Genomic DNA, 20,753 nt, shown 5'->3' on the forward strand with positions numbered 1-20,753 from the left:
ACGCCCCTAGGGCACAACCAAAGGAGAACTACCATGGCAGATCAGAAGACCTTCGAGCGCGTTTGCGACGTTATCCGCGAGACCGCCGGTCTTGACGATGTCGAGATGAAGCCCGAGTCCACGCTCGAGGAGATTGGTCTCGACAGCCTGGGCACCGTCGAGATCCTCGTTGCCGTCGAGGACGAGTTTGGCATCCAGCTCGATACCGAGGAGAACCCCAAGACAGTCGGCGAGTTCGCCGATACGGTCGAGGCGGCATTGGAGAAGTAGAGATGCTCAAGACTCCTCTCTGCGATCTGCTCGGCATCGAAAAGCCCGTGTTCCAGGGCGGTATGGCCTGGATTGCCGATGCCTCGCTGGCGTCCGCAGTGTCCGAGGCGGGTGGCTTAGGCATCATCGCGGCCATGAACGCCGACGCCAACTGGCTTCGCGACCAGATTCATGAGCTGCGCGCCAAGACGGATAAGCCCTTTGGCGTCAACGTCATGCTCATGAGCCCGTTTGCCGACGAGGTTGCACAGGTCGTGATTGACGAGCGAGTGCCGGTCGTCGTGACGGGCGCCGGCAATCCCGCCAAGTACATGAAGGCGTGGAACGAGGCGGGCATCAAGGTCATCCCGGTCGTTGCCTCGGTGGCGCTGGCGCGCCTCGTGGCACGTCGTGGAGCCACGGCGGTTGTTGCCGAGGGTACCGAATCGGGCGGCCATATTGGCGAGACCTCGACGATGGCACTGGTGCCGCAGGTCGTCGATGCGGTCGACATTCCCGTTGTGGCCGCCGGCGGTATCGCGGATGGCCGCGGGGTGGCGGCCGCCTTTATGCTTGGCGCCGCTGGCGTCCAAGTGGGCACGCGTTTTCTCGTTGCCGATGAGTGTACCGTCTCGGAGCAGTACAAGGAGATGGTCCTGAAGGCCAACGACACTTCGACGCGTGCGACCGGTCGCTCGACGGGACATCCGGTGCGCGCCCTCAAGAGCCCCTTCACCAACGCCTATGCCAAGAGCGAGGGTTCCGGTGCGAGTGCCGAGGAGCTCGGTGCTATGGGAACCGGTGCGCTGCGTAAGGCCGCCAAGGACGGCAACTACGAAGAGGGTTCGTTTTTGTGTGGACAGATTGCCGGCATGGTCAACGAGCGCCAGAGCGCACGCGAAATCGTTGACGACCTGGTCGATGGCGCCGAGTACGTCCTGAAGGGTGCGTGCGCATGGGTGGCGTAGCGTTTTTGTTTGCCGGCCAGGGTGCCCAGCACCCCGCGATGGGCGTCGACTTGATCGAGACATCGCCGGCGGCTGCCGAGGTGTTCGCCATTGCCGATGAGGTGCGCCCGGGGACGAGCGAGCAGTGCCGGAGCGCCTCCAAGGAGGAGCTCTCGCAGACCGAGAACACGCAGCCTTGCGTGTTCGTGCACGACTTGGCTGTCGCCGTCGCCCTGCGCGAGCGCGGCGTGGTGCCTGCCGCCTGTGCGGGATTCTCGCTGGGCGAGGTCGCTGCACTCACCTTTGCGGGGGCATTCGATACGCGAGCGGGTTTTGAGCTCGTGTGTGAGCGCGCGGCATTGATGGCCACGGCGGCCGAGCGTCACCCCGGCGGCATGCGCGCCGTCATCAAACTTGATGCTGCGCAAGTCGAGAACCTGGCTGCGCAGGCCGGCGAGGACTGCTGGCCGGTCAACTACAACAGTCCCCAGCAGACGGTTGTGGCCGGAGCGCCCGATGCGCTGCAGACCCTCGACGTCCTAGTAAAAGAGGCTGGCGGCCGCGCCATGAAGGTCGCGGTGTCGGGTGCATTTCATAGCCCCTATATGGCCGAGGCAACCTGTGGCCTTGCCGCATATATTGAGGCCGGTCACGCGCCGTCCCCGTTGCTCATTCCTGTTTTGGCAAATATGACGGCGGCGCCCTATCCGGCGGACCCCCAGACGGCATCGGATGTCTTGGCCAATCAGGTGAGCCATGCCGTACGCTGGGTCGATACACTGCATGCTCTGCAGGATCAAGGCATCGACACATTTATTGAGGTCGGCCCCGGCAAAACGCTGTCCGGCCTGGTCAAGCGTACGCTGAGCGACGTTCGTGTGTATTCGTGCGAGACGGCCGAGCAGGTCGCAGCTATTGCCGACGAGCTCGCATAGTCCACAGGGCTGTAACCCGAAAGGAATGACATGGGCAACTTGAACAATGGCGCGCTCGAGCGCAACGACTCACGTCGCGTGGCACTGGTCACGGGCGGCTCGCGGGGTATCGGCCGCGCCTGCGCTATCGGTCTGACGGAGGATGGCTACGATATCGCCGTCGTCTATGCCGGCAGCGTCGATGCGGCGCGCGAGACGTGCGACGCCTGCGAGGCGGCTGGCGCCACGGCGCGCTCATATCAATGTGACGTGGCCGACCCCGCTGCCGTCAACGCGTGCGTGGAAGCGGTCCTCAACGACTTTGGCTCCATTTGGGCGCTCGTCAACAACGCTGGCATCACCCGCGATGGCCTGCTCATGCGCATGGGCGATGACGCCTTCGACCGCGTGCTCGACGTCAATCTCAAGGGAACATTCAACATGACGCGCGCGCTCACCAAGACCTTTATGCGCCAGCGCGGCGGTTGCGTCGTCAACATGAGCTCGGTCGTGGGCCTGATGGGCAATGCCGGGCAAGCCAACTACGCTGCCTCCAAGGCGGGCGTGATCGGCCTGACCAAGGCGGTGGCGCGCGAGCTTGCGCCCCGCGGCGTACGAGTGAACGCGGTTGCCCCCGGGTTTGTCGAGACGGATATGACGGCAAAGCTCTCGGAGAAGGTGCGTACGGTAACCGAGGAGCAGATTCCCCTTAAGCGTATGGCGCAGCCCGAAGAGGTGGCCGGTGTGGTGCGATTTTTAGTGAGCGATGCGGCTGCCTACATTACGGGCGAAGTCGTACGCGTCGACGGCGGAATGGCGATGTAGAAACCAGGGCCGAAGAACGGCTTGGATGAGGAGACCATGATGGAACAGAGAGTTGCAATCACCGGTATCGGTGCCGTGTCGCCGCTCGGCAACACCGCGCTTGCCACCTGGGCGGCCATGTGCGCCGGCACGTGCGGCATCGGCCCGATCACGCACTTCGATACCGATGCGTTTGCCGTCAAGGTGGCAGCCGAGGTCAAGGGCTTTGACGGCAACGAGTACTTTGGCAAGCGTGACGCCAAGCATCTCGACCCCTGCGTTCAGTTTGCGATGGCGGCTTCGGACGAAGCCATGCACGATGCGGGCTTTGATGTCGAAGGCGCCATCGATCGCGAGCGCCTGGGCGTCTACGTGGGCTCGGGCGTGGGCGGCATGACGACGCTCGTCGACAACGTCCATACGATTGCCGAACGTGGGCCCCGTCGCGCATCGCCCTATATGATCGCGATGATGATCCCCAACATGGCATCGGGCAATATCGCAATCCGCCACAAGGCAAAGGGCCCGACCCTGCCCGTGGTGACCGCGTGCGCAACCTCGGCCCATGCGGTGGGCGAGGCGTTCCGCGCCATCAAGCACGGCTATGCCGACGCGATCCTCGCGGGCGGCGCCGAGGCTGCAATTATCCCCGATGCCGTTGCGGGCTTTACGTCCTGCCGCGCATTGACCACCAACCCTGATCCCGCGACGGCTTGCCGCCCGTTCGATGCAGACCGCGATGGCTTTGTGATGGGCGAGGGCGCCTGCGTGCTCGTGCTCGAGAGCATGGAACATGCGCAGGCGCGCGGTGCGCACATTTATGCCGAGGTCGTGGGCTACGGCAACACCGATGATGCCTATCACATCACGAGCCCTGATCCCGAGGCTGCCGGCATTGCCCGCGCGATATCGCTGGCGGTGACCGAGGGCGACGTCAGGCCTTCCGAGGGCCTCTACATCAATGCCCACGGCACATCGACCAAGCTCAACGATTCGTCCGAGACGGCGGGCATTAAGCGTGCGCTCGGCGAGGACGCGGCGCGCGCCGCGCACGTCTCGTCGACTAAGTCGATGACCGGCCACATGATCGGTGCCACGGGCGCCATCGAGGTCATGGCCTGCGCCATGGCGCTCGAGCAGGGCGTGGTGCCGCCGACCATTAACTACCACACGCCCGATCCCGCCTGCGATCTTGACTACACGCCCAATCGCGCGGTTCGCGCCGACCTTACCTGGGCGCTTTCGACCAACCTGGGCTTTGGCGGACACAACGTCGCCATCGCGCTGCGTAGATATACGAGGAGCTAGAGCATGGATTCCAAAAGACTTGCCGAGATAGCCGATGTTATGGAGGACCGCGGCCTCACGCGCGTACGCGTTGAGGAGCCCGATGGCACCGCGGTCGAACTCGAGCGCGCGAGCGCCGCACAGCCGGTTGCCGTGCCCATGCCCATGCCGAGCGCTATGGCCGCTCCAGTTGCAGCTCCCACAGTCGCGCCTGCCGCACCGGAGCCCGCCGCGCAGACACCTGCCGCCGCACCGGAGCCCAAGGGCACCGAGGTGACCGCTCCCATGGTCGGCGTTTTCTATGCTGCCCCGGCGCCGGGCGACGAGCCGTTTGTGCACGTGGGCTCTAAGGTCAAGGCCGGCGAGACGCTCTGCATCATCGAGGCCATGAAGGTTCTCAACGAGGTGACGGCAGAGGCAGACGGCGAGGTGCTCGAGATCTGCGTGGCCGACGGCGACCTCGTGGAGTTTGGCAGCTGCCTCATGAGGATCGGATAGGTGATATCCATGAACAAAGAAGAGCTTAAGGAACTGTTGCCGCATCGCGAACCGATGCTTTTGCTCGACGAGGCCGAGCTGGTGGGCGACGAGGCCCACGGCAAGATCACGATTACGGGCGACGAGTACTTTTTGCAGGGGCATTTTCCGGGAAACCCGGTGGTCCCCGGCGTGATTCAGTGCGAGATGCTCGCCCAAAACTGTTGCGTGCTGCTGATGGGCGATGAGGAAGCGCGCGGCGCGACGCCGTTCTACACGAGTCTGGACAAGGTGCGCTTTAAGCGTCCGGTGCGCCCGGGCGACACGGTTGATCTGGTGTGCACCATCACGCGTGCGCGCGGGCCGTTCCGCTTTGCGACGGGTACTGCGAGCGTCAACGGTGAGGTTTGCTGCCGCGCCGATATGTCTTTTGCACTCATGCACGAAAGTTAAGGAAGGCTTCATGTTCGACAAAGTGCTCATCGCCAACCGCGGCGAAGTCGCGGTCCGTGTTATCCGCGCGTGCCGCGATATGGGCATCAAGACCGTCGCCGTTTATTCCACGGCCGATGCGGACGCGCTGCACGTGCAGCTTGCCGACGAGGCGTATTGCATCGGCGGTCCGCGTCTTGCCGAGAGCTACCTCAACGACGATGCCGTGCTCACCTGTGCCGTAAAGTCGGGAGCTAAGGCAATTCATCCCGGCTATGGCTTTTTCTCCGAGAAGGCGAGCTTTGTGCGCGACTGCGACAAGTATGGCCTGGCGTTTGTCGGTCCTTCGGCCAAGGTGATCGACAGCATGGGCGACAAGGACGCCGCGCGTCGAACGGCTGCCGCGGCGGGCGTGCCCATCGTGCCGGGCTGCGATTTGCTCAAAAGTCCCGAGGAGGCAACGGCCGAGGCTGAGCGCATTGGCTGCCCCGTGCTTATTAAGGCGCGTGCGGGCGGCGGCGGTCGCGGTATTCGTAAGGTCGAGCGCGTGGAAGATGCGGCAAAGGCCTTTATTGAAGCACGCGCCGAGGGCGAGGCCGTTTTTGGCGACGGCGAGTGCTACATGGAGAAGTTCGTCGCGCCGGCGCATCACGTTGAGGTGCAGATTATGGCCGATAAGCAGGGCCATGTGTTTTCGCTCGGCGAGCGCGAGTGCTCGGTGCAGCGGCGCAACCAAAAGCTTATCGAGGAGAGCCCCGCGCCGTGCCTCGACGGACACGACGACATTCGTGCTCGCATGCACAAGGCAGCGCGTGACCTGGCTCGTGCCGTCGGCTACGAAGGAGCCGGTACCATCGAGTTCCTGTATTCGGACGACGGCAATTTCTACTTTATGGAAATGAACACGCGCTTGCAGGTGGAGCACCCGGTTACGGAGTTTGTGACCGATACCGACTTGGTCAAGTGGCAGCTGCGCGTGGCAGCCGACCAGCCTCTGCCCTTTGAGCAGGAGGACATGCCGGTCCGCAACCACGCCATGGAGTGTCGCATCAATGCCGAAACGCCGGACTTTCTGCCGTCATGCGGAACGGTCACCGCGTTGCGTGTGCCGGGTGGTCCGCGCGTGCGCTGGGATTCCGCCATGTTTACCGGTGCGAAAGTTCCGCCGTACTACGACTCCATGCTCGGCAAGCTCATCGTGTGTGCGCCCACGCGTGACGGCGCCATTCGCAAGATGCGCTCGGCCCTGGGCGAGCTCGTGATTGAGGGCGTGAGCGAAAACAGCGAGCTTCAGCTCGACGTGCTGGCAAACGACGAGTTCTTGTCGGGCATGTATCACACCGATCTGATGGGGCATCTCTATGCTGATGAATAGAAAAGCGAAGACGGTCAACGTCCTCGAGGGACCGATGACCGAGTCGTGCGCCGAGTTTCCCGCGCGCCACGTGTTTATCAAGTGCCCGGAGTGCCGCCGCGTGATCGATGAGGCGCGCCTGCACGACAACCTCGAGGTCTGCCCTCGTTGCGGCAAACACTTTCGCGTGAGCGGGCGCGACCGCATGCGCATGACGATTGACGAGGGCACGTTTGAGGAATGGGATGCCAGTCTGGCGCCGGAGGACTTCCTTTCGTTTCCCGGCTATGCCGACAAGCTCAAGAGCGTGAGCGAACGTTCGGGCGAGCGCGATGCCGTTGTGTGCGGCAAGGGCAAAATCTGCGGTTGCGATACGGCGCTCTTCTTTATGGACGCCAACTTTATGATGGGCTCGATGGGTTCCGTGGTGGGCGAGAAGATCTGCCGCACATTTGAGCGTGCGACCGAGCTGGGACTGCCGGTCGTTGGCTTTACCGTATCGGGTGGCGCCCGCATGCAGGAGGGCGTGACCTCGCTCATGCAGATGGCCAAAATCTCTGCGGCGGTTAGGCGCCATAGCGAGGCGGGCGGCCTGTATATCACGGTGCTCACTGACCCCACGACCGGAGGCGTAACCGCGAGCTTTGCCATGGAGGGCGATATTATCCTGGCCGAGCCCGATGCCCTGACGGCATTTGCCGGCCCGCGCGTGATCGAGCAGAACATGCACAAGCGCCTGCCCAAGGGATTCCAGCGCTCCGAGTTTTTGCTGGAGCACGGCTTTTGCGATGCCGTTGTTCCGCGTGGCGAGATTGCGCTCACGGTAGGCGAGCTGCTGGCGCTGCACGAAGGGCACGCGCCCGGCCTGGGGGCACCGCATGAGATCGTGCATACGGGTCGCCGCGGCAAAAAGCTGGGACACTTGTTCAAGCGCTCGGCCGCACCAAAAACCGCGCTCGAGATTGTCAAACAGACCCGCTCGGCAGATCGCGCCACGGCAGGCGAGATGATCTCGCTGGGCCTGGATGGATTTGTGGAGCTGCACGGCGACCGCTACTTTGGCGACGACGCCGCTGTGGTGGCTGGCATTGGCTGGAAAGACGGGCGCCCCGTAACGGTCATCGCCATCGAGCGCGGCACCACGACCAAAGAGCGCATGCGTCGCAACTTTGGCATGGCACATCCCGAGGGCTACCGCAAAGCGCGTCGCCTTATGCGCCAGGCCGAAAAGTTTGGTCGACCGGTTCTGTGCCTGGTCGATACTTCGGGCGCGTTTTGCGGCATCGGTGCCGAGGAGCGCGGCCAGGGCGAGGCGATTGCTCAGAATCTCATGGAGATGAGCGGCCTTAAGACACCGATTGTCTCGGTGGTGACAGGCGAGGGCGGCTCTGGTGGCGCGCTGGCGCTGTCCGTGGCCGACCGCATCCTGATGCTCTCGAGCTCGGCCTATTCAGTCGTGAGCCCCGAGGCCTGTGCGTCGATCCTGTGGAAGGATACCGAGCGTGCGGATGAGGCCGCCGAGGCGCTTAAGCTCACGGCCCCCGATCTGCTGGCGCTCGGCATCATCGACGGCATTGTTGACGATAAGGGCCTGTCGCATGAGGAGATCGCCGGTGCCGTCATGTCCTCGGCATTTGATGCCTTCGATACGCTTGGGCAGCTCGACGACGCGACCCTCACAAACCTCCGCTACGAAAAGTACCGCGCAATCGGTCGATACCGCACGATGTGACAAAGGGACAGCCCGCATGTCATATTGGGAAAGGCGTTCCATGCTACAAGTTTCTAACACCTCGTTTACAACGTCGGTTTCATCAAACGCCATGGCCGTGGTGGACTATCTGTCCAAAAGCATGATGTCGGCGCTGCCGTTTATTGTCTGCGCGGCGTTGTTCCGCACCGTCGCTGTCATTATGGGCGAAGGCATGCTGGGCCTGTGGTCTGCCGATTCCGATATCTATCGCCTGTTCTACAGTTGGCTCTATAACGCCGGCTACTACTTTTTGCCCATTTATCTTGGTTGGGCGGCCGCCCGCCAGCTCGGTTGCTCGGAGCAGCTGGGCATGATGCTGGGCGGCGTATTGATTGCACCCGATTTACTCAAGCTTGTCGATGCCGCATCGACGACGGGGGCATCGATGACTTCCGTGTATGGTCTGCTTCCTGCGCCGGTCAACGATTACACGACGACTGTTATTCCGGTTCTCATCTCGGTGCCCGTGCTATGGCGAGTGGAGTGTTTCTTTCAGCGCGTTATCCCTAAGGCCGTGGCGTTTTCGTTCGTTCCGTTTGCGACCATGCTTGTCATGGTTCCGGTTTCGCTGTGTATTACGGCGCCGGCGGGCAGCTATCTGGGCATGCTGTTGGGCCAGCTTATGTTTATGCTTGGCAATTCCGGTGGCATCGTGTCGCTGCTCACGCTCATGGGGCTTGCCGCGGGTTGGGAGTTTCTTAAGATTGCAGGCGTCAGCAACGTTGTCCTATCGCTTGCCTATGCTCAGTTTATGAGTGTGGGAACGGATTCGTGCATCCTGATCGCCGCGACGATGGCGACGTTCGCCGTTTGGGGCATGCCCTTTGGCGCGTCGCTCCGCGTTGCGGATAAGGACGAGAAGGCACTCATGCTGGGCTATTCAATCTCGGGTATTCTTGGCGGCGTAAGCGAGCCGGCGCTGTACGGTTGCGGCTTTAAATATGGCAGGTGCCTGACGTACATGGCCATTGGCGGCGCCGTCGGAGGCCTTGTTGCGGCCGTGGGCCACGTTACGGCCTATACCATCGGCATGACGAATGTCCTTATGGTCATTGGCTTTGCCACGGGCGGCATCTCGAACCTGCTGTGGTGCTGCGTTGCCGGCGGTGTGGCATTTGCGGTGTCTGCGGCGCTGAGCTACTGCTTTGGCGTGGTGCCGGCGCAGGGACAGGCGGCAGAAGACGGGGCCGATTCACCCGAAACAGTGGCGAGCGCTGCTGAAGTAAGCGCATAAACCTGTGCGACAAAAGGACGATTCTTTTGTCATGCTCCAAGGCCGTGGCCCGTGCGGGCTGCGGCCTCTTTGTATCTGGGAGACAAAGTGGCTACACTACAATCCGTTTGAGCAATAGATATATAGGTAGTACCGTGGGGGCGGATGCAGATGGTCGAGTGGATAGTTAAGCGCGCGCAGGGCGATCGTGCGCGTGTGGGCACGTTAGCGGGCATGGTGTGTATTGTCGCCAATGTGGCGCTTTGTGCTGCGAAGGGCGCAATCGGTGTGGTTTCGGGATCGGTTTCGATTGTGGCGGATGCCATGAACAACCTGTCCGATGCCAGCTCGAATATCGTGAGCGTGCTGGGCTTTAAGCTGGCGAGCAAGCCCGCCGACCCCGAGCATCCATACGGCCATGGTCGCTACGAGTACCTCTCGGGTCTTGTCGTGGCGGCGCTCGTGCTTCTCATTGGCCTTGAACTGGTGAAGTCCTCGTTTGAGCGTATCATCCACCCCGAACCTGTCGAGTTCTCGCTTGCCCTGGTGGCAGTCCTGGCGCTTTCGATGGTTGTTAAGCTGTGGATGGCGGCGCTCAACCAAAAGCTCGGCGACCGTATCGAGTCCGAGACACTGCATGCGACTGCCCAGGATTCCAAGAACGATGTTCTTGCCACAGGCGCCGTGCTGGCATGTGCAATTGTTTCGCAGGTGACGCACATCAATCTTGACGCATGGGTTGGCCTTGCCGTTGGCGCCTATATTGGCTGGAGCGGCTTTGAACTTATTCAAGATACGGTGAGCCCGCTTTTGGGTCAGTCGCCCGATCCTAAGCTGGTCAAGCACATTCGAGACAAGATCATGAGCTATCCCGGCGTTTTGGGAGTTCACGATTTGATGGTTCACGACTACGGCCCGGGCAGGAAGTTCGCAAGCGCTCACGCCGAGATGGCAGCCGAGGCCAGCCCGCTGGAAAGTCACGACACGCTCGATAACATCGAGCAGTCGTTTAGGAACGAAGACGGCATGATTGTCACACTTCACTACGACCCCATCGTGACCGACGATCCAAAGGTGGCGAGCATGCGCTTGCGCATCAACGCTATGGCTCAAGAGATCGATAGCCGCCTTTCGATTCATGATTTGCGCTGTGTGCCGGGCCCCACGCACACCAACGTGATCTTTGACTGCGTGCGTCCCTCGGATCTGCAGATGAGTGCCGAAGACTTAAAGCACGCGCTGGCACAACGGGTCGAATCGGAATATCCCAAGTCGATTGCCAAGATTACGATCGACGAAGACTACGTAGGGCATACCCACGAGTAGGGCTGTGCCGGCAAAGCAAGTTATACAGAAGAGGAGAGCATGAAGCGCCTATACCTACTCCGCCACGGCCAGACGGAATTCAACGTCAAAAAGCTCGTCCAGGGTCGCTGTGATTCACCGCTCACCGATCTGGGCCGTCAGCAGGCACGGGCAGCGGCCGCATGGCTCAAAGCCCACAGCGTCGTCCCCGACAAAGTGGTCTCATCACCCTTAGGCCGAGCCATGGACACGGCAAGTCTTGTCGCATGCGAACTCCTCGGTCCGGACGCCGCAGTCGAGCTCTGTGAAGGCATTATCGAGCGCAGCTACGGCACCTTCGAAGAAGGCCCCCACGACGCCCTGCCCACCGACGTTTGGGATCCGGGCGAGGACCTGGTCCCCTTCGGAGGAGAAGGAAGCCGCGCACTGCAAGAACGCATGGTAGGCGCCCTCACCAATCTCATGGGCTCCGAGGGCATCGAAACCCTCCTAGCAGTAAGCCACGGCAGCGCCAGCCGCCAATTCATCAAGGCTGCAGCCCCAGAGGGCTTCGAGCTCCCAACAAAACTCCCCAACTGCGCCATCATGATCTTCGATTTCGATGAGCAAAAGCCACAAGTAGAAGGCGAACCTCATCAATGTAAGTTCACCCTCCAGCAAATAGTGGACCCTCAACAAAGTAATTAGCTGAGCGAGCAGAGTTAAGCAGACATCAACGTATCGTCTCCCGAGCTTGGCAGAGGGGCGGGGCCGAGAGTAGTTAAGGTTGTCGCGAGTTCCGCACGAACAGGAGAGCACTTAATGTGCTCTCCGTCGTGAGCAGGACTGTAGAGCAGCAACCTTAACTACTCTCGGCCCCGCCCCTCTGCCAAGCTCGGGAGACGTGCCACGCACTTTACCTGCGTAAACAATGTGAGTGAAATATGAATCTCGATGGATACGCCCGCAGCCGTGTATACTAAACAGCTGTGTGAAACCAGGGGAGTATTCTGGCTGGACAAAATGCCTGCTTAATAGGGTTGTCAGGTAGTCCGGGCGAAATACAAGGCTGGGGAGCACGTCGTGTAAGTAGTGGTCCTCTAGGGGCGTACGCTCGGTGGTGTACGCATTGTCCCAAGACCACGCGAGAGTTGGGATCATATCTTGATCAGCATGATTCTCGGCCGCAAGATTGGCATGACCCAGGTTTGGGACGAGGACGACAACGTCGTTCCCGTCACGGTCATCCAGGCTGGCCCCTGCGCTGTCTCGCAGGTTAAAACTCAGGCAACCGACGGCTATGACGCCGTCCAGATCGGTTTCGGCGACATCAAGGCCAAGAACGTGAACAAGCCCATGGCTGGTCACTTCGCCAAGGCTGGCGTCGAGCCTGTTCGCTTCCTTCGTGAGGTCCGCGTCGAGAACGGCGAGGAGCACAAGGTCGGCGAGGTCGTCACCGTCGCTGATTTCGCTGATGTCGAGAAGGTCGACGTCATCGGTACCTCCAAGGGTAAGGGCTTCCAGGGTCGCATCAAGCGCTGGGGTCAGCGCCGCGGTCCTATGACGCATGGTTCTCACTTCCAGCGTCACCCCGGTTCTATCGGTCAGTGCGCCTATCCTGCGCGCGTCCTCAAGGGCGTCAAGATGGCCGGTCACATGGGTAACGAGCGCGTTACCGTCAAGAACCTTTCCGTTGTCCGCATCGATGCCGAGCAGAACCTCATCTTGGTCAAGGGCGCTGTCCCGGGTGCCAAGAATGGTCTCGTCGCCATCCGTATGGCCTAAGGGCCCAGCCCATTTAGCCCAGCGTCATACCAAGGAGAACACTTAAATGGCAAAGTTTGAAGTAAAGAACAGCGAGGGCAAGAAGGTCGCCGAGGCCGAGCTCGCCGCTGAGGTGTACGGCATCGAGCCGAACATCCACGTTATGCACCACATCGTCAAGTGCCAGATGGCCTCTTGGCGTCAGGGCACCCAGTCTGCTAAGGGTCGCTCTGAGGTTTCCGGTGGCGGCAAGAAGCCTTGGCGTCAGAAGGGCACCGGCCGTGCCCGCCAGGGTTCCATCCGTGCTGCCCAGTGGCGTCACGGTGGCGTTGTCTTCGCCCCCAAGCCCCGTTCCTACGCTAAGCGTATGAACAACAAGGAGGTCAAGCTGGCTATGCGCTCCGCGCTGTCCGCCAAGCTGGCCGATGGCGAGCTCGTGCTCGTCAACGACTACGGCTTCGAGAAGCCTTCCACCAAGGCTGCCGTCGCCATGCTCAAGGCTCTCGGTCTTGAGGGCAAGCGTCTGACCATCATCGTTCGCGATGAGGACGTCAACGCCTACCTGTCGTTCCGCAACATTCCCAAGACGTTCATCATCACCGCTGACGAGGCCAACACCTACGATCTCGTCAACAACAACGCTGTGCTGATGCCCGCCGACATCGCCGCTCACTTCGGGGAGGTGCTTGCATAAATGACCGCCCACGAGATCATCATCCGTCCGATCGTGTCCGAGCGTTCCTTCTCCGGCATGGAGCTGAACAAGTACACGTTCGAGGTCGCCAAGGATGCTAACAAGTATCAGATCAAGGACGCTGTCGAGGAGATCTTCGGCGTCAAGGTCGTTCGCGTGAACACCCTGACGGTCAAGCCCAAGACCAAGCGCGTGCGCTATGTCGCCGGCAAGACCCGTTCTTGGAAGAAGGCCATCGTCACGCTGGCCGAGGGCGACACCATCGAGGTCTTTGGCAACCAGGCCTAAGACTCGCTGCTGTTGAGTGAGCTCATGCCTCCCAAATAGGGGAGGCGAGAGCTCAAGGTTTTGGGCGTATAAAATGGACACGCCCGGAACCGTGTATACGTCCGGTGTCATCGCACCCGAGGCAGAACCTCGAATCCCTGTCTGCGATGGCTAACGGATTCCTATTGAAAGGGATTGTAATGGCTGTAAAGCACCTTAAGCCGACCTCCGCTGGTAGGCGTTGGCAGACGATCTCCGATTTCTCCGAGATCACCTGCACCAAGCCCGAGAAGTCTCTTCTCGAGCCCCTGCCCAAGAAGGCCGGTCGTAACAACAACGGCCGCATCACCACCCGCCACCAGGGCGGCGGCGTGAAGCGTCGTTACCGCGTGATCGACTTCAAGCGCAACAAGGACGGCGTGCCCGCCAAGGTTGCCACGATCGAGTACGATCCGAACCGTTCCGCTCGCATCGCTCTGCTGCACTACGCTGACGGTGAGAAGCGCTACATCCTGGCCCCCAAGGGCCTCGAGGTCGGTCAGACCATCATGTCCGGTTCTGACGCCGACATCAAGCCGGGCAACGCTCTGCCCCTCGCCGACATTCCCGTCGGTACGCTCATCCACGCCGTCGAGTTCCAGCCGGGCAAGGGCGCTGCTATCGCCCGTTCCGCCGGTAACTCCTGCCAGCTGATGGGTAAGGAGGGCAAGTACGCTATCGTCCGTATGCCTTCCTCCGAGATGCGCCGCATCCTCGTTACCTGCCGCGCCACCGTCGGTGAGGTCGGCAACGCCGATCACTCCAACATCGTCATCGGCAAGGCCGGCCGTAAGCGTCACATGAACGTGCGCCCGACCGTCCGCGGTACCGTCATGAACCCTGTCGACCACCCGCACGGCGGTGGCGAGGGCAAGAACCACACCTCTGGTCGTCCCTCCGTTACCCCCTGGGGTAAGCCGACGAAGGGCCTTCGTACGCGCAAGAAGAAGAAGGTCTCGAACCAGCACATCATTCGTCGCCGTAAGAAGTAATTTCGGATACCGAGTTTTAGGAGAAAGCACTTATGAGCAGAAGTCTCAAAAAGGGCCCGTTCGTGGAGACTCGCCTTCTCTCGCGTATCACCGCGATGAACGAGGCTGGCAAGAAGGACGTCGTGAAGACCTGGTCCCGCGCGTCCACCATCTTCCCCGAGATGGTTGGTCACACCATCGCCGTCCACGACGGCCGCAAGCATGTGCCCGTGTATGTTACCGAGTCCATGGTTGGTCACAAGCTCGGCGAGTTCGCGCCGACTCGTACGTTCCGTGGCCACAAGGCCAAATAGGGGGTTAACCGTAAATGGCAACTAAGTCTATTGAAACTGAGGCCACCGAGGTTCGCGCCGTCGCTAAGTACGTGCGTGTTTCCCCCAGCAAGGCCCGCCTGGTGGTCGATCTGATCCGCCGCAAGCCTGTCGCTCAGGCCTTCGACATCCTCCACTTCTGCGACCGCGCCGTCGCCGTGGATGTCGAGAAGGTTCTCCGTTCCGCCGTTGCGAACGCCGAGAACAACAACGGTCTGCGTGCCGACAACCTGGTTGTCGCCGCTGCCTATGTTGACGAGGGTCCGACGCTTAAGCGCATCCGTCCCCGCGCCAAGGGTTCCGCTTCTCGCATTCTGAAGCGTACTTCCCACATCACCGTCGTCGTTGCTCCTCGAAAGGAGGCGTAAAGCTGTATGGGTCAGAAAGTCTACCCCACCGGCTTCCGTCTTGGCATCACCGAGAACTGGCGCTCCCGCTGGTTCGCAGAGAAGGATTACGCTAAGACCCTCGGTAACGATCTCGAGATTCGTAAGTACCTCGAGAAGCGTCTTTCCCGCGCAGCTGTCTCCCGCGTCGAGATCGAGCGCGCTGGCGACAAGGTGAAGGTCATCATCCTCACTGCTCGCCCCGGCGTTGTCATCGGTAAGAAGGGTGCCGAGATCGATACCCTCCGTACCGAGCTCGAGAAGGTCGCTGGCGTCTCCAAGGGCCAGCTCTCCGTCGACGTTGTCGAGATCAAGCGCCCCGAGCTCGACGCCAACCTCGTTGCTCAGTCTATCGCCGAGCAGCTCGAGGGCCGCGTTGCCTTCCGTCGCGCTATGCGCAAGGCTGTCCAGTCCGCCCGCAAGGCCGGCGCTAAGGGCATCCGTATCCAGTGCTCCGGTCGTCTCGGCGGTGCCGAGATGGGCCGTCGTGAGTGGTACCGCGAGGGTCGCGTGCCTCTGCACACCCTCCGTGCCAAGATCGACTACGGCACGGCTGTCGCCAGCACCACCATGGGCGCTTGCGGCGTGAAGGTCTGGATTTACCTGGGCGAGAAGCTCCCGGGCCAGCCTGTTCCCAACCCTGCACTCGAGGGCTCTTCCCGTCCTCGTCGTCGTAACTCCGAGAGGAGGGGTCAGTAGTGCTTGCCCCTAAGCGTATTCTTCACCGCAAGGTGCAGCGTGGCTCCATGAAGGGCCAGGCCAAGGGTAATACCGAGCTGCATTTCGGCGAGTTTGGTATCCAGGCTCTCGAGGCCCATTGGATCACCAACCGTCAGATCGAGGCCGCTCGTATTGCCATGACCCGCTACATGAAGCGTGGCGGTCGTGTCTACATCACGATCTTCCCCGATAAGCCCATCACCAAGAAGCCTGCCGAGACTCGCATGGGTTCTGGTAAGGGTAACCCCGAGGAGTGGGTGGCCGTCGTCAAGCCCGGCCGCATCATGTTCGAGGTCAAGGGTGTTCCCGAGGAGGTCGCTCGCGAGGCTCTGCGTCTTGCGCAGCACAAGCTCCCCATCAAGACCAAGATTGTTGCTGCTAAGAACGCTGAGCAGCGCATCGAGAAGGAGATGGCTGAGGAGGCCGCTCTCGAGGCCAAGTGGGCTGCTGAGGACGCCGCCGCCGCCAAGGAGGAGAACTAATGAAGCCCGCAGAGATTCGTGAGCTCTCGGACGCTCAGCTCGTTGAGAAGCTGAAGGAAATGCGCGCCGAGCTCTTTAACCTTCGTTTTCAGATGGCCACCAGCCAGCTGGACAACACCGCTCGCGTCAACACCGTGAAGAAGGACATCGCTCGCGTCCTCACGGAGCAGCGCGCCCGCGAGATCGCAGCGGAGAAGTCCGCTGTCGCCGAGTAGGACCTAAGGAGAGAACATGACTGATTCGCGTAACTCGCGTAAGGTCCGTACGGGTGTCGTTACCTCCGTCTCCGGTGCCAAGACCATTGTTGTCACCATCACCGAGCGCAAGCGTCACCCCAAGTACGGCAAGATGATGACCAGCTCCAAGAAGCTGCACGCTCACGACGAGGAGTGCACGGCTGGCGTGGGCGACACCGTCCGCGTTATGGAGACCCGTCCTATGTCCAAGATGAAGCGTTGGCGCCTCATCGAGGTCGTCGAGCGCGCTAAATAAGCAGTCGCTCTTACGACTTGTACGTTTCCGAAGATGTGCGTATGCCTGGCTTGCATACCACGGGCCGCATAAAGGCTGCGCACCTCTCTTCGGTTCTTAGTTCGGAGGAACATCTACCATGATTCAGATGCAAACCATGCTGAACGTCGCCGACAACTCCGGCGCTCGCAAGATTCGCTGCATCAAGGTGCTTGGCGGTTCCAAGCGTCGTTATGCAGGCATCGGCGATGTGTTCATCGGTGCTGTCCAGGAGGCTACCCCTGGCGCCAACGTCAAGAAGAAGGACGTTGTCCGTTGCGTCGTCGTTCGCACCGTTAAGGAGATCCGCCGCAAGGATGGCTCCTACATTCGCTTTGATGAGAACGCCTGCGTTGTCATCAATAACGATGGTTCGCCCGTCGGCACCCGTATCTTCGGGCCCGTCGCTCGCGAGCTTCGTGACAAGAAGTACATGAAGATCGTCTCGCTCGCTCCCGAGACCCTGTAGTTAGGGGAGATATATGTATATCAAGAAGGGCGATAAGGTCCAGGTTCTCTCTGGTAAGGATCGCGGCAAGCAGGGCGTTGTCCTGCGTGCTCTCCCCGCCGAGAACAAGGTCGTTGTCGAGGGCGTTTCGGTCGTCAAGAAGGCCGTCAAGCCCAACGCTGCCAACCAGCAGGGCGGCATCGTTTCGCAGGAGGCCCCCATCGACGCCTCCAACGTCAATCTCGTTTGCCCCGAGTGCGGTAAGGTTACCCGCGTCGGTCACGAGAAGGACGGCAAGAACAAGCTGCGCGTCTGCAAGAAGTGCGGCCACAAGTTCTAAGCTGCCCGCAACATCAAGTTGCTAGCAAAGGCCCGGATGCCCCACGGCACCCGGGCCTTTTTCTATCCCTACTCATTGGGGACATACTCATTGGGGACAGACTTAAATGAGTGGCCGTTGAAATGCCGGCACCTGGGGGCGTTCATTTTCTGTCGGCAGCTGGGGACGACCATTCATTGGGGACAGACTTAAATGACCAGTCGTTGGGGGGGGGGGGGGGACAGTCTCTATGTGCCGGCAGTTTGGGACGATCCTTTGATGTCTGATGCCCCCAGAGGGGTGAAATAATACAGCTGGGTCTGTCTTTTAGGGCTTTGGTGTTCCGTCCCTTTATGTTTCACAAGGATCGTCGCATGCGCATTTACGCGCATAGCCTTGCGCGATAATGCGCATAGCCGCGCAAACATCTGCCAACTATGGCTAAATAATGACCGATAAGCAAATAAATACGCAAACACGAGCAGATACGCGCGCAATTGTGCGACTATAGGGTTGTTAGAAATGAAGAACTTCCGATGACTCAGGAGGCACATCATGGCAGATTCCAAACAGGCTCCGCTCGACGCCGAGGCAGCCGCAAAGGCGGCGTTTGCCTCGGTCCAGAATCAGCCGTTCCCAAACGACATCTTTACGGCTCCCGAGCTTCGCTGGGCAGTGATCGGGTGCGGTGTTATCGCCAACCAAATGGCCCAGTCCCTCGCGCTGGCCGGCCGCAAGCTCGCGGGTGTCGCCAACCGTACGCTTTCCAAAGCCCAGGCTTTTGCCGAGCAGTATGGCGTCGAGAAGGTGTACGAGACGGTCGAGGACCTCTACGCCGATCCGGACATCGACGCCGTCTATATCACCACGCCGCACAACACGCATATCACCTACCTGCGAGCCGCTCTGGCAGCTGGTAAGCACGTGCTCTGCGAGAAGGCCATTACCCTCAATTCCGCTGAGCTCGACGAGGCGCGTGCCATCGCCGACGAGCACAACGTCGTCCTTATGGACGCCACCACGGTGCTTCACATGCCGCTGTATCAGGAGCTGCGCCGCCGCATGGATGCGGGCGACTTTGGTCGCATGAACCTCGCCCAGCTCAACTTTGGCAGCTATAAGGAGTACGGGGACCTGACCAACCGGTTCTACAACCGTAGTCTCGCCGGCGGCGCCATGCTCGACATTGGCGTGTATGCCCTGTCCGTCATGCGTCTCTTTATGGCAAGCCAGCCCGCTGAGGTCGTCTCGCTGGGCAACACCTGTGAGACCGGCGTTGACGTTGCGGGCGGCATCGTCTGCCGTAATGCAGACCAGCAGCTGGGTGTTGTGAGCCTTACGCTCCACTCCAAGCAGCCCAAGCGCTCGGTTATCAGCTTCGATAAGTGCTACATCGAGGTCAACGAGTATCCGCGCGCCGATCACGCGACGATCGTGTGGACCGCGGACGGTCATCGCGAGGAGGTCGCCGCGGGCACCGAGGCTTATGCCCTGTGCTACGAGATGGCTGACCTCGAGCAGGCCGTCGCCGGCGACGATTCCAAGCGTGAGCTTCTGGATTATGCTTCTGATGTGATGGAGCTCATGACCAAGCTCCGCGCCGATTGGGGAGTCGTCTACCCCGAGGAGGAGTAAGCGATGCTTGCGGAAGATAGGCTCAATACGATTGTGTCGATGGTGCAGCGGGCTGGCTCGGTTACTGTGCCAGAGCTTGCCGATACCCTGGGCGTGACGGCGTCCACCATTCGGCGCGACCTGCAGACGCTCGACCGAGCGCACCGCATCGCCAAGGTCCACGGTGGAGCGACGAGTCTTGAGCGCGCGCACGTGACGCGCGACCTAACGCTCAATGAGCGCAGTGACCTCCATAACGACGACAAGGAGCGTATCTGCGCCCGTGCGGCGGCGCTTGTGGAGCCCGAGAGCTTTGTATACATCGACTCAGGCTCGACGACGCTCAAGCTCATCGAGCATCTTCCGCGCCTTGAGAGTGTCACCTATGTGACCGATTCCGTGCTCCATGCTCAGCACCTTGCTTTGCGCGGCATGCGCACCGTGGTGTTAGGTGGCGAGCTCAAGCCCGAGACCGAGGCGCTCGTTGGCCCCGATGCCCTGGCAACCCTAGACCGTTACAACTTCAATTGTGGCTTTTGGGGTTCTAACGGCATTGCCGCCGAGCAGGGCTTCACGGCGCCCGATATCGAGGAAGCGCAAGTAAAGCGTATCTCGATGCGCCATACCGCCAAACGCTTCGTAATCTCAGACGCCAGCAAATTTGGCATGGTGGCACCCGTAAAATTCGCGGACTTCCGTGACGCAACGGTTATCACCGCGGGCGAGGTGCCCGCCAAGTACCAGTCGATGGACAACGTCATCACGGTCTAGCGATGGGACAATGCCAAAACCACCACAAAGGTGCCTGCCCTTTTTGGCAGGTTTTAGGGCTCCCAGGGGCAGGGGGCTTCGATGTGGATGTGCTCACCGGTTACGGGATGCGTAAAGGACACGCTGTGGGCATGGAGCATCAGGCCGCAGGGGCGCGGCGTTCCGTAAAGGTCGTCGCCAACCAGGGGATGGCGCTCGCTTGCCAGATGCACACGGATTTGGTGCTTGCGGCCGGTGAGCAGCTCGACATCGATATACGAGCGCGTGGGCAGGCCACGACGGCTCTTAAGACGTTTGAGCACCTTCACGCGCGTCTGAGACGGCTTGCCGCTGGCGCCGACGCGCATCTTGCGGCTGTCGTGACGGTCGCGGGCGATGGGCTTGTCGATGAGCTTTTCGTTCCAGTCGATCTTGCCCTCGGCGAGCGCCAGGTAGTGCTTTTCGAAAGCGTGGTCGATGACCATCTGGTCAAAGGCGGGCTGCGTCTGCTTGTCGAGCGAGAACAACACCACGCCGGTGGTGTCGCGGTCCAGGCGGTTGAGCGGCTGCATGTCGGTCGCGGCAAAGCCGTCGCCCATCGCCAGCAGCAGGTCGCTGGCGTAGTCGGTGAGCGTGCGCTCGCCGGTGCCGTCGCCGTGGACGATCATGCCGGCGGGCTTGTCGATGGCCATGAGCCAGGCGTCGCAGTAGAGGACTTGAGGTTCTTCGTTCACGTGTAAGCC

The 20,753-nt window shown here is 61.0% G+C and carries 26 protein-coding genes and 1 pseudogene; 26 read left to right on the top strand and 1 reads right to left on the bottom strand.

Annotation, left to right across the window (positions count from 1 at the left end; all coding sequences use genetic code 11):
* The first annotated feature begins 33 nt into the window (after nucleotides 1-33).
* The 26 genes and pseudogenes from I2H19_RS01795 to I2H19_RS01920 all read left to right on the top strand — a co-directional run bounded on the left by I2H19_RS01795 (nucleotide 34) and on the right by I2H19_RS01920 (nucleotide 20,031).
* Nucleotides 34-270: an acyl carrier protein gene (locus I2H19_RS01795; protein ID WP_006235019.1), complete on the top strand. Its 237-nt coding sequence runs from the start codon at nucleotides 34-36 to the stop codon at nucleotides 268-270.
* A 2-nt stretch (nucleotides 271-272) separates the two neighbouring features.
* Nucleotides 273-1,217 carry an enoyl-[acyl-carrier-protein] reductase FabK gene (gene fabK, locus I2H19_RS01800; RefSeq protein WP_195620903.1) on the top strand — a complete coding sequence of 315 codons (945 nt, stop codon included), beginning with the start codon at nucleotides 273-275 and terminating at the stop codon, nucleotides 1,215-1,217.
* A complete protein-coding gene (locus I2H19_RS01805) occupies nucleotides 1,205-2,131 on the top strand; it encodes an ACP S-malonyltransferase (RefSeq protein WP_195620904.1) in 927 nt (308 codons plus the stop codon). Before fabK ends, I2H19_RS01805 begins: the two co-directional genes overlap by 13 nt.
* Before the next feature lie 30 nt (nucleotides 2,132-2,161).
* Nucleotides 2,162-2,935 (top strand): 3-oxoacyl-[acyl-carrier-protein] reductase, encoded by a 774-nt coding sequence (gene fabG, locus I2H19_RS01810; protein ID WP_195620906.1) that lies wholly within the window; start codon nucleotides 2,162-2,164, stop codon nucleotides 2,933-2,935.
* A gap of 39 nt (nucleotides 2,936-2,974) precedes the next feature.
* The gene (gene fabF / locus I2H19_RS01815) at nucleotides 2,975-4,222 is read left to right on the top strand and encodes a beta-ketoacyl-ACP synthase II (protein ID WP_195620951.1); all 1,248 of its coding nucleotides are present in this window, start codon (nucleotides 2,975-2,977) and stop codon (nucleotides 4,220-4,222) included.
* A 3-nt stretch (nucleotides 4,223-4,225) separates the two neighbouring features.
* The gene (gene accB, locus I2H19_RS01820) at nucleotides 4,226-4,699 is read left to right on the top strand and encodes an acetyl-CoA carboxylase biotin carboxyl carrier protein (RefSeq protein WP_022094191.1); all 474 of its coding nucleotides are present in this window, start codon (nucleotides 4,226-4,228) and stop codon (nucleotides 4,697-4,699) included.
* 9 nt (nucleotides 4,700-4,708) lie between these two features.
* Nucleotides 4,709-5,131 (top strand): 3-hydroxyacyl-ACP dehydratase FabZ, encoded by a 423-nt coding sequence (fabZ, locus tag I2H19_RS01825; RefSeq protein ID WP_117563763.1) that lies wholly within the window; start codon nucleotides 4,709-4,711, stop codon nucleotides 5,129-5,131.
* 10 nt (nucleotides 5,132-5,141) lie between these two features.
* Nucleotides 5,142-6,485 (top strand): acetyl-CoA carboxylase biotin carboxylase subunit, encoded by a 1,344-nt coding sequence (locus I2H19_RS01830; protein ID WP_195620908.1) that lies wholly within the window; start codon nucleotides 5,142-5,144, stop codon nucleotides 6,483-6,485.
* The gene (accD, locus tag I2H19_RS01835; protein WP_195620909.1) at nucleotides 6,472-8,196 is read left to right on the top strand and encodes an acetyl-CoA carboxylase, carboxyltransferase subunit beta; all 1,725 of its coding nucleotides are present in this window, start codon (nucleotides 6,472-6,474) and stop codon (nucleotides 8,194-8,196) included. The genes I2H19_RS01830 and accD overlap by 14 nt, the downstream gene beginning before the upstream one ends.
* 40 nt (nucleotides 8,197-8,236) lie before the next feature.
* The gene (locus tag I2H19_RS01840; protein WP_195620910.1) at nucleotides 8,237-9,451 is read left to right on the top strand and encodes a PTS transporter subunit EIIC; all 1,215 of its coding nucleotides are present in this window, start codon (nucleotides 8,237-8,239) and stop codon (nucleotides 9,449-9,451) included.
* A 150-nt stretch (nucleotides 9,452-9,601) separates the two neighbouring features.
* Complete coding sequence (locus tag I2H19_RS01845; protein ID WP_229077188.1) at nucleotides 9,602-10,756, top strand: cation diffusion facilitator family transporter; 1,155 nt, start codon at nucleotides 9,602-9,604, stop codon at nucleotides 10,754-10,756.
* Between the two features lie 39 nt (nucleotides 10,757-10,795).
* Complete coding sequence (locus tag I2H19_RS01850) at nucleotides 10,796-11,422, top strand: histidine phosphatase family protein (protein ID WP_195620911.1); 627 nt, start codon at nucleotides 10,796-10,798, stop codon at nucleotides 11,420-11,422.
* Nucleotides 11,423-11,878: 456 nt separating this feature from the next.
* A complete protein-coding gene (rplC, locus tag I2H19_RS01855) occupies nucleotides 11,879-12,499 on the top strand; it encodes a 50S ribosomal protein L3 (protein WP_035137484.1) in 621 nt (206 codons plus the stop codon).
* Nucleotides 12,500-12,545: 46 nt separating this feature from the next.
* The gene (rplD, locus tag I2H19_RS01860; RefSeq protein WP_195620914.1) at nucleotides 12,546-13,172 is read left to right on the top strand and encodes a 50S ribosomal protein L4; all 627 of its coding nucleotides are present in this window, start codon (nucleotides 12,546-12,548) and stop codon (nucleotides 13,170-13,172) included.
* Nucleotides 13,173-13,460: a 50S ribosomal protein L23 gene (gene rplW, locus I2H19_RS01865; protein WP_022094197.1), complete on the top strand. Its 288-nt coding sequence runs from the start codon at nucleotides 13,173-13,175 to the stop codon at nucleotides 13,458-13,460. It begins immediately after the preceding gene.
* Between the two features lie 179 nt (nucleotides 13,461-13,639).
* Nucleotides 13,640-14,470 (top strand): 50S ribosomal protein L2, encoded by an 831-nt coding sequence (gene rplB / locus I2H19_RS01870; RefSeq protein WP_022094198.1) that lies wholly within the window; start codon nucleotides 13,640-13,642, stop codon nucleotides 14,468-14,470.
* A gap of 32 nt (nucleotides 14,471-14,502) precedes the next feature.
* The gene (gene rpsS, locus I2H19_RS01875; protein ID WP_006235035.1) at nucleotides 14,503-14,763 is read left to right on the top strand and encodes a 30S ribosomal protein S19; all 261 of its coding nucleotides are present in this window, start codon (nucleotides 14,503-14,505) and stop codon (nucleotides 14,761-14,763) included.
* A 14-nt stretch (nucleotides 14,764-14,777) separates the two neighbouring features.
* Entirely contained in the window at nucleotides 14,778-15,149 is a 372-nt protein-coding gene (rplV, locus tag I2H19_RS01880) for a 50S ribosomal protein L22 (protein WP_006235036.1), read from the top strand.
* A gap of 6 nt (nucleotides 15,150-15,155) precedes the next feature.
* Nucleotides 15,156-15,866, top strand: a complete 711-nt coding sequence (gene rpsC / locus I2H19_RS01885) for a 30S ribosomal protein S3 (protein ID WP_006235037.1) — start codon at nucleotides 15,156-15,158, stop codon at nucleotides 15,864-15,866.
* A pseudogene (gene rplP / locus I2H19_RS01890) lies at nucleotides 15,866-16,282 on the top strand (50S ribosomal protein L16); the annotation flags it as partial. The gene rpsC and the pseudogene rplP, both read left to right, overlap by 1 nt.
* 86 nt (nucleotides 16,283-16,368) lie before the next feature.
* On the top strand, nucleotides 16,369-16,584 hold the full coding sequence (rpmC, locus tag I2H19_RS01895) for a 50S ribosomal protein L29 (RefSeq protein WP_006235039.1): 216 nt from the start codon (nucleotides 16,369-16,371) through the stop codon (nucleotides 16,582-16,584).
* Between the two features lie 16 nt (nucleotides 16,585-16,600).
* Nucleotides 16,601-16,861 carry a 30S ribosomal protein S17 gene (gene rpsQ, locus I2H19_RS01900; protein WP_006235040.1) on the top strand — a complete coding sequence of 87 codons (261 nt, stop codon included), beginning with the start codon at nucleotides 16,601-16,603 and terminating at the stop codon, nucleotides 16,859-16,861.
* A gap of 118 nt (nucleotides 16,862-16,979) precedes the next feature.
* Nucleotides 16,980-17,348 (top strand): 50S ribosomal protein L14, encoded by a 369-nt coding sequence (rplN, locus tag I2H19_RS01905; RefSeq protein ID WP_006235041.1) that lies wholly within the window; start codon nucleotides 16,980-16,982, stop codon nucleotides 17,346-17,348.
* A 13-nt stretch (nucleotides 17,349-17,361) separates the two neighbouring features.
* Nucleotides 17,362-17,667: a 50S ribosomal protein L24 gene (gene rplX / locus I2H19_RS01910; protein ID WP_006235043.1), complete on the top strand. Its 306-nt coding sequence runs from the start codon at nucleotides 17,362-17,364 to the stop codon at nucleotides 17,665-17,667.
* Nucleotides 17,668-18,201: 534 nt separating this feature from the next.
* Complete coding sequence (locus I2H19_RS01915) at nucleotides 18,202-19,281, top strand: Gfo/Idh/MocA family protein (protein ID WP_195620916.1); 1,080 nt, start codon at nucleotides 18,202-18,204, stop codon at nucleotides 19,279-19,281.
* A gap of 3 nt (nucleotides 19,282-19,284) precedes the next feature.
* The gene (locus tag I2H19_RS01920; protein ID WP_195620918.1) at nucleotides 19,285-20,031 is read left to right on the top strand and encodes a DeoR/GlpR family DNA-binding transcription regulator; all 747 of its coding nucleotides are present in this window, start codon (nucleotides 19,285-19,287) and stop codon (nucleotides 20,029-20,031) included.
* 53 nt (nucleotides 20,032-20,084) lie between these two features.
* Here I2H19_RS01920 and I2H19_RS01925 read toward each other — a convergent pair whose 3' ends face one another.
* Nucleotides 20,085-20,744 carry an RluA family pseudouridine synthase gene (locus tag I2H19_RS01925; RefSeq protein WP_233509079.1) on the bottom strand — a complete coding sequence of 220 codons (660 nt, stop codon included), beginning with the start codon at nucleotides 20,742-20,744 and terminating at the stop codon, nucleotides 20,085-20,087.
* Between the last annotated feature and the right edge of the window lie 9 nt (nucleotides 20,745-20,753).

Origin of the sequence: Collinsella aerofaciens (genome assembly GCF_015560135.1) — a bacterium.
Taxonomy (GTDB): Bacteria; Actinomycetota; Coriobacteriia; order Coriobacteriales; family Coriobacteriaceae; genus Collinsella; species Collinsella aerofaciens_AN.

Excerpts from the sequence above, each read along its gene's own strand:
- rplW (WP_022094197.1), top strand. The coding sequence starts at position 13,173 with ATGACCGCCCACGAGATCATCATCCGTCCGATCGTGTCCGAGCGTTCC.
- rpsC (WP_006235037.1), top strand. The coding sequence starts at position 15,156 with ATGGGTCAGAAAGTCTACCCCACCGGCTTCCGTCTTGGCATCACCGAG.
- rplD (WP_195620914.1), top strand. The coding sequence starts at position 12,546 with ATGGCAAAGTTTGAAGTAAAGAACAGCGAGGGCAAGAAGGTCGCCGAG.
- rplB (WP_022094198.1), top strand. The coding sequence starts at position 13,640 with ATGGCTGTAAAGCACCTTAAGCCGACCTCCGCTGGTAGGCGTTGGCAG.
- accD (WP_195620909.1), top strand. The coding sequence starts at position 6,472 with ATGCTGATGAATAGAAAAGCGAAGACGGTCAACGTCCTCGAGGGACCG.
- rplN (WP_006235041.1), top strand. The coding sequence starts at position 16,980 with ATGATTCAGATGCAAACCATGCTGAACGTCGCCGACAACTCCGGCGCT.
- accB (WP_022094191.1), top strand. The coding sequence starts at position 4,226 with ATGGATTCCAAAAGACTTGCCGAGATAGCCGATGTTATGGAGGACCGC.
- I2H19_RS01840 (WP_195620910.1), top strand. The coding sequence starts at position 8,237 with ATGCTACAAGTTTCTAACACCTCGTTTACAACGTCGGTTTCATCAAAC.
- I2H19_RS01805 (WP_195620904.1), top strand. The coding sequence starts at position 1,205 with ATGGGTGGCGTAGCGTTTTTGTTTGCCGGCCAGGGTGCCCAGCACCCC.
- rpmC (WP_006235039.1), top strand. The coding sequence starts at position 16,369 with ATGAAGCCCGCAGAGATTCGTGAGCTCTCGGACGCTCAGCTCGTTGAG.
- fabF (WP_195620951.1), top strand. The coding sequence starts at position 2,975 with ATGGAACAGAGAGTTGCAATCACCGGTATCGGTGCCGTGTCGCCGCTC.
- I2H19_RS01795 (WP_006235019.1), top strand. The coding sequence starts at position 34 with ATGGCAGATCAGAAGACCTTCGAGCGCGTTTGCGACGTTATCCGCGAG.
- I2H19_RS01830 (WP_195620908.1), top strand. The coding sequence starts at position 5,142 with ATGTTCGACAAAGTGCTCATCGCCAACCGCGGCGAAGTCGCGGTCCGT.
- fabG (WP_195620906.1), top strand. The coding sequence starts at position 2,162 with ATGGGCAACTTGAACAATGGCGCGCTCGAGCGCAACGACTCACGTCGC.
- fabZ (WP_117563763.1), top strand. The coding sequence starts at position 4,709 with ATGAACAAAGAAGAGCTTAAGGAACTGTTGCCGCATCGCGAACCGATG.
- fabK (WP_195620903.1), top strand. The coding sequence starts at position 273 with ATGCTCAAGACTCCTCTCTGCGATCTGCTCGGCATCGAAAAGCCCGTG.
- I2H19_RS01850 (WP_195620911.1), top strand. The coding sequence starts at position 10,796 with ATGAAGCGCCTATACCTACTCCGCCACGGCCAGACGGAATTCAACGTC.
- rplV (WP_006235036.1), top strand. The coding sequence starts at position 14,778 with ATGGCAACTAAGTCTATTGAAACTGAGGCCACCGAGGTTCGCGCCGTC.
- I2H19_RS01915 (WP_195620916.1), top strand. The coding sequence starts at position 18,202 with ATGGCAGATTCCAAACAGGCTCCGCTCGACGCCGAGGCAGCCGCAAAG.
- I2H19_RS01845 (WP_229077188.1), top strand. The coding sequence starts at position 9,602 with ATGGTCGAGTGGATAGTTAAGCGCGCGCAGGGCGATCGTGCGCGTGTG.
- rpsQ (WP_006235040.1), top strand. The coding sequence starts at position 16,601 with ATGACTGATTCGCGTAACTCGCGTAAGGTCCGTACGGGTGTCGTTACC.
- I2H19_RS01920 (WP_195620918.1), top strand. The coding sequence starts at position 19,285 with ATGCTTGCGGAAGATAGGCTCAATACGATTGTGTCGATGGTGCAGCGG.
- rpsS (WP_006235035.1), top strand. The coding sequence starts at position 14,503 with ATGAGCAGAAGTCTCAAAAAGGGCCCGTTCGTGGAGACTCGCCTTCTC.
- rplX (WP_006235043.1), top strand. The coding sequence starts at position 17,362 with ATGTATATCAAGAAGGGCGATAAGGTCCAGGTTCTCTCTGGTAAGGAT.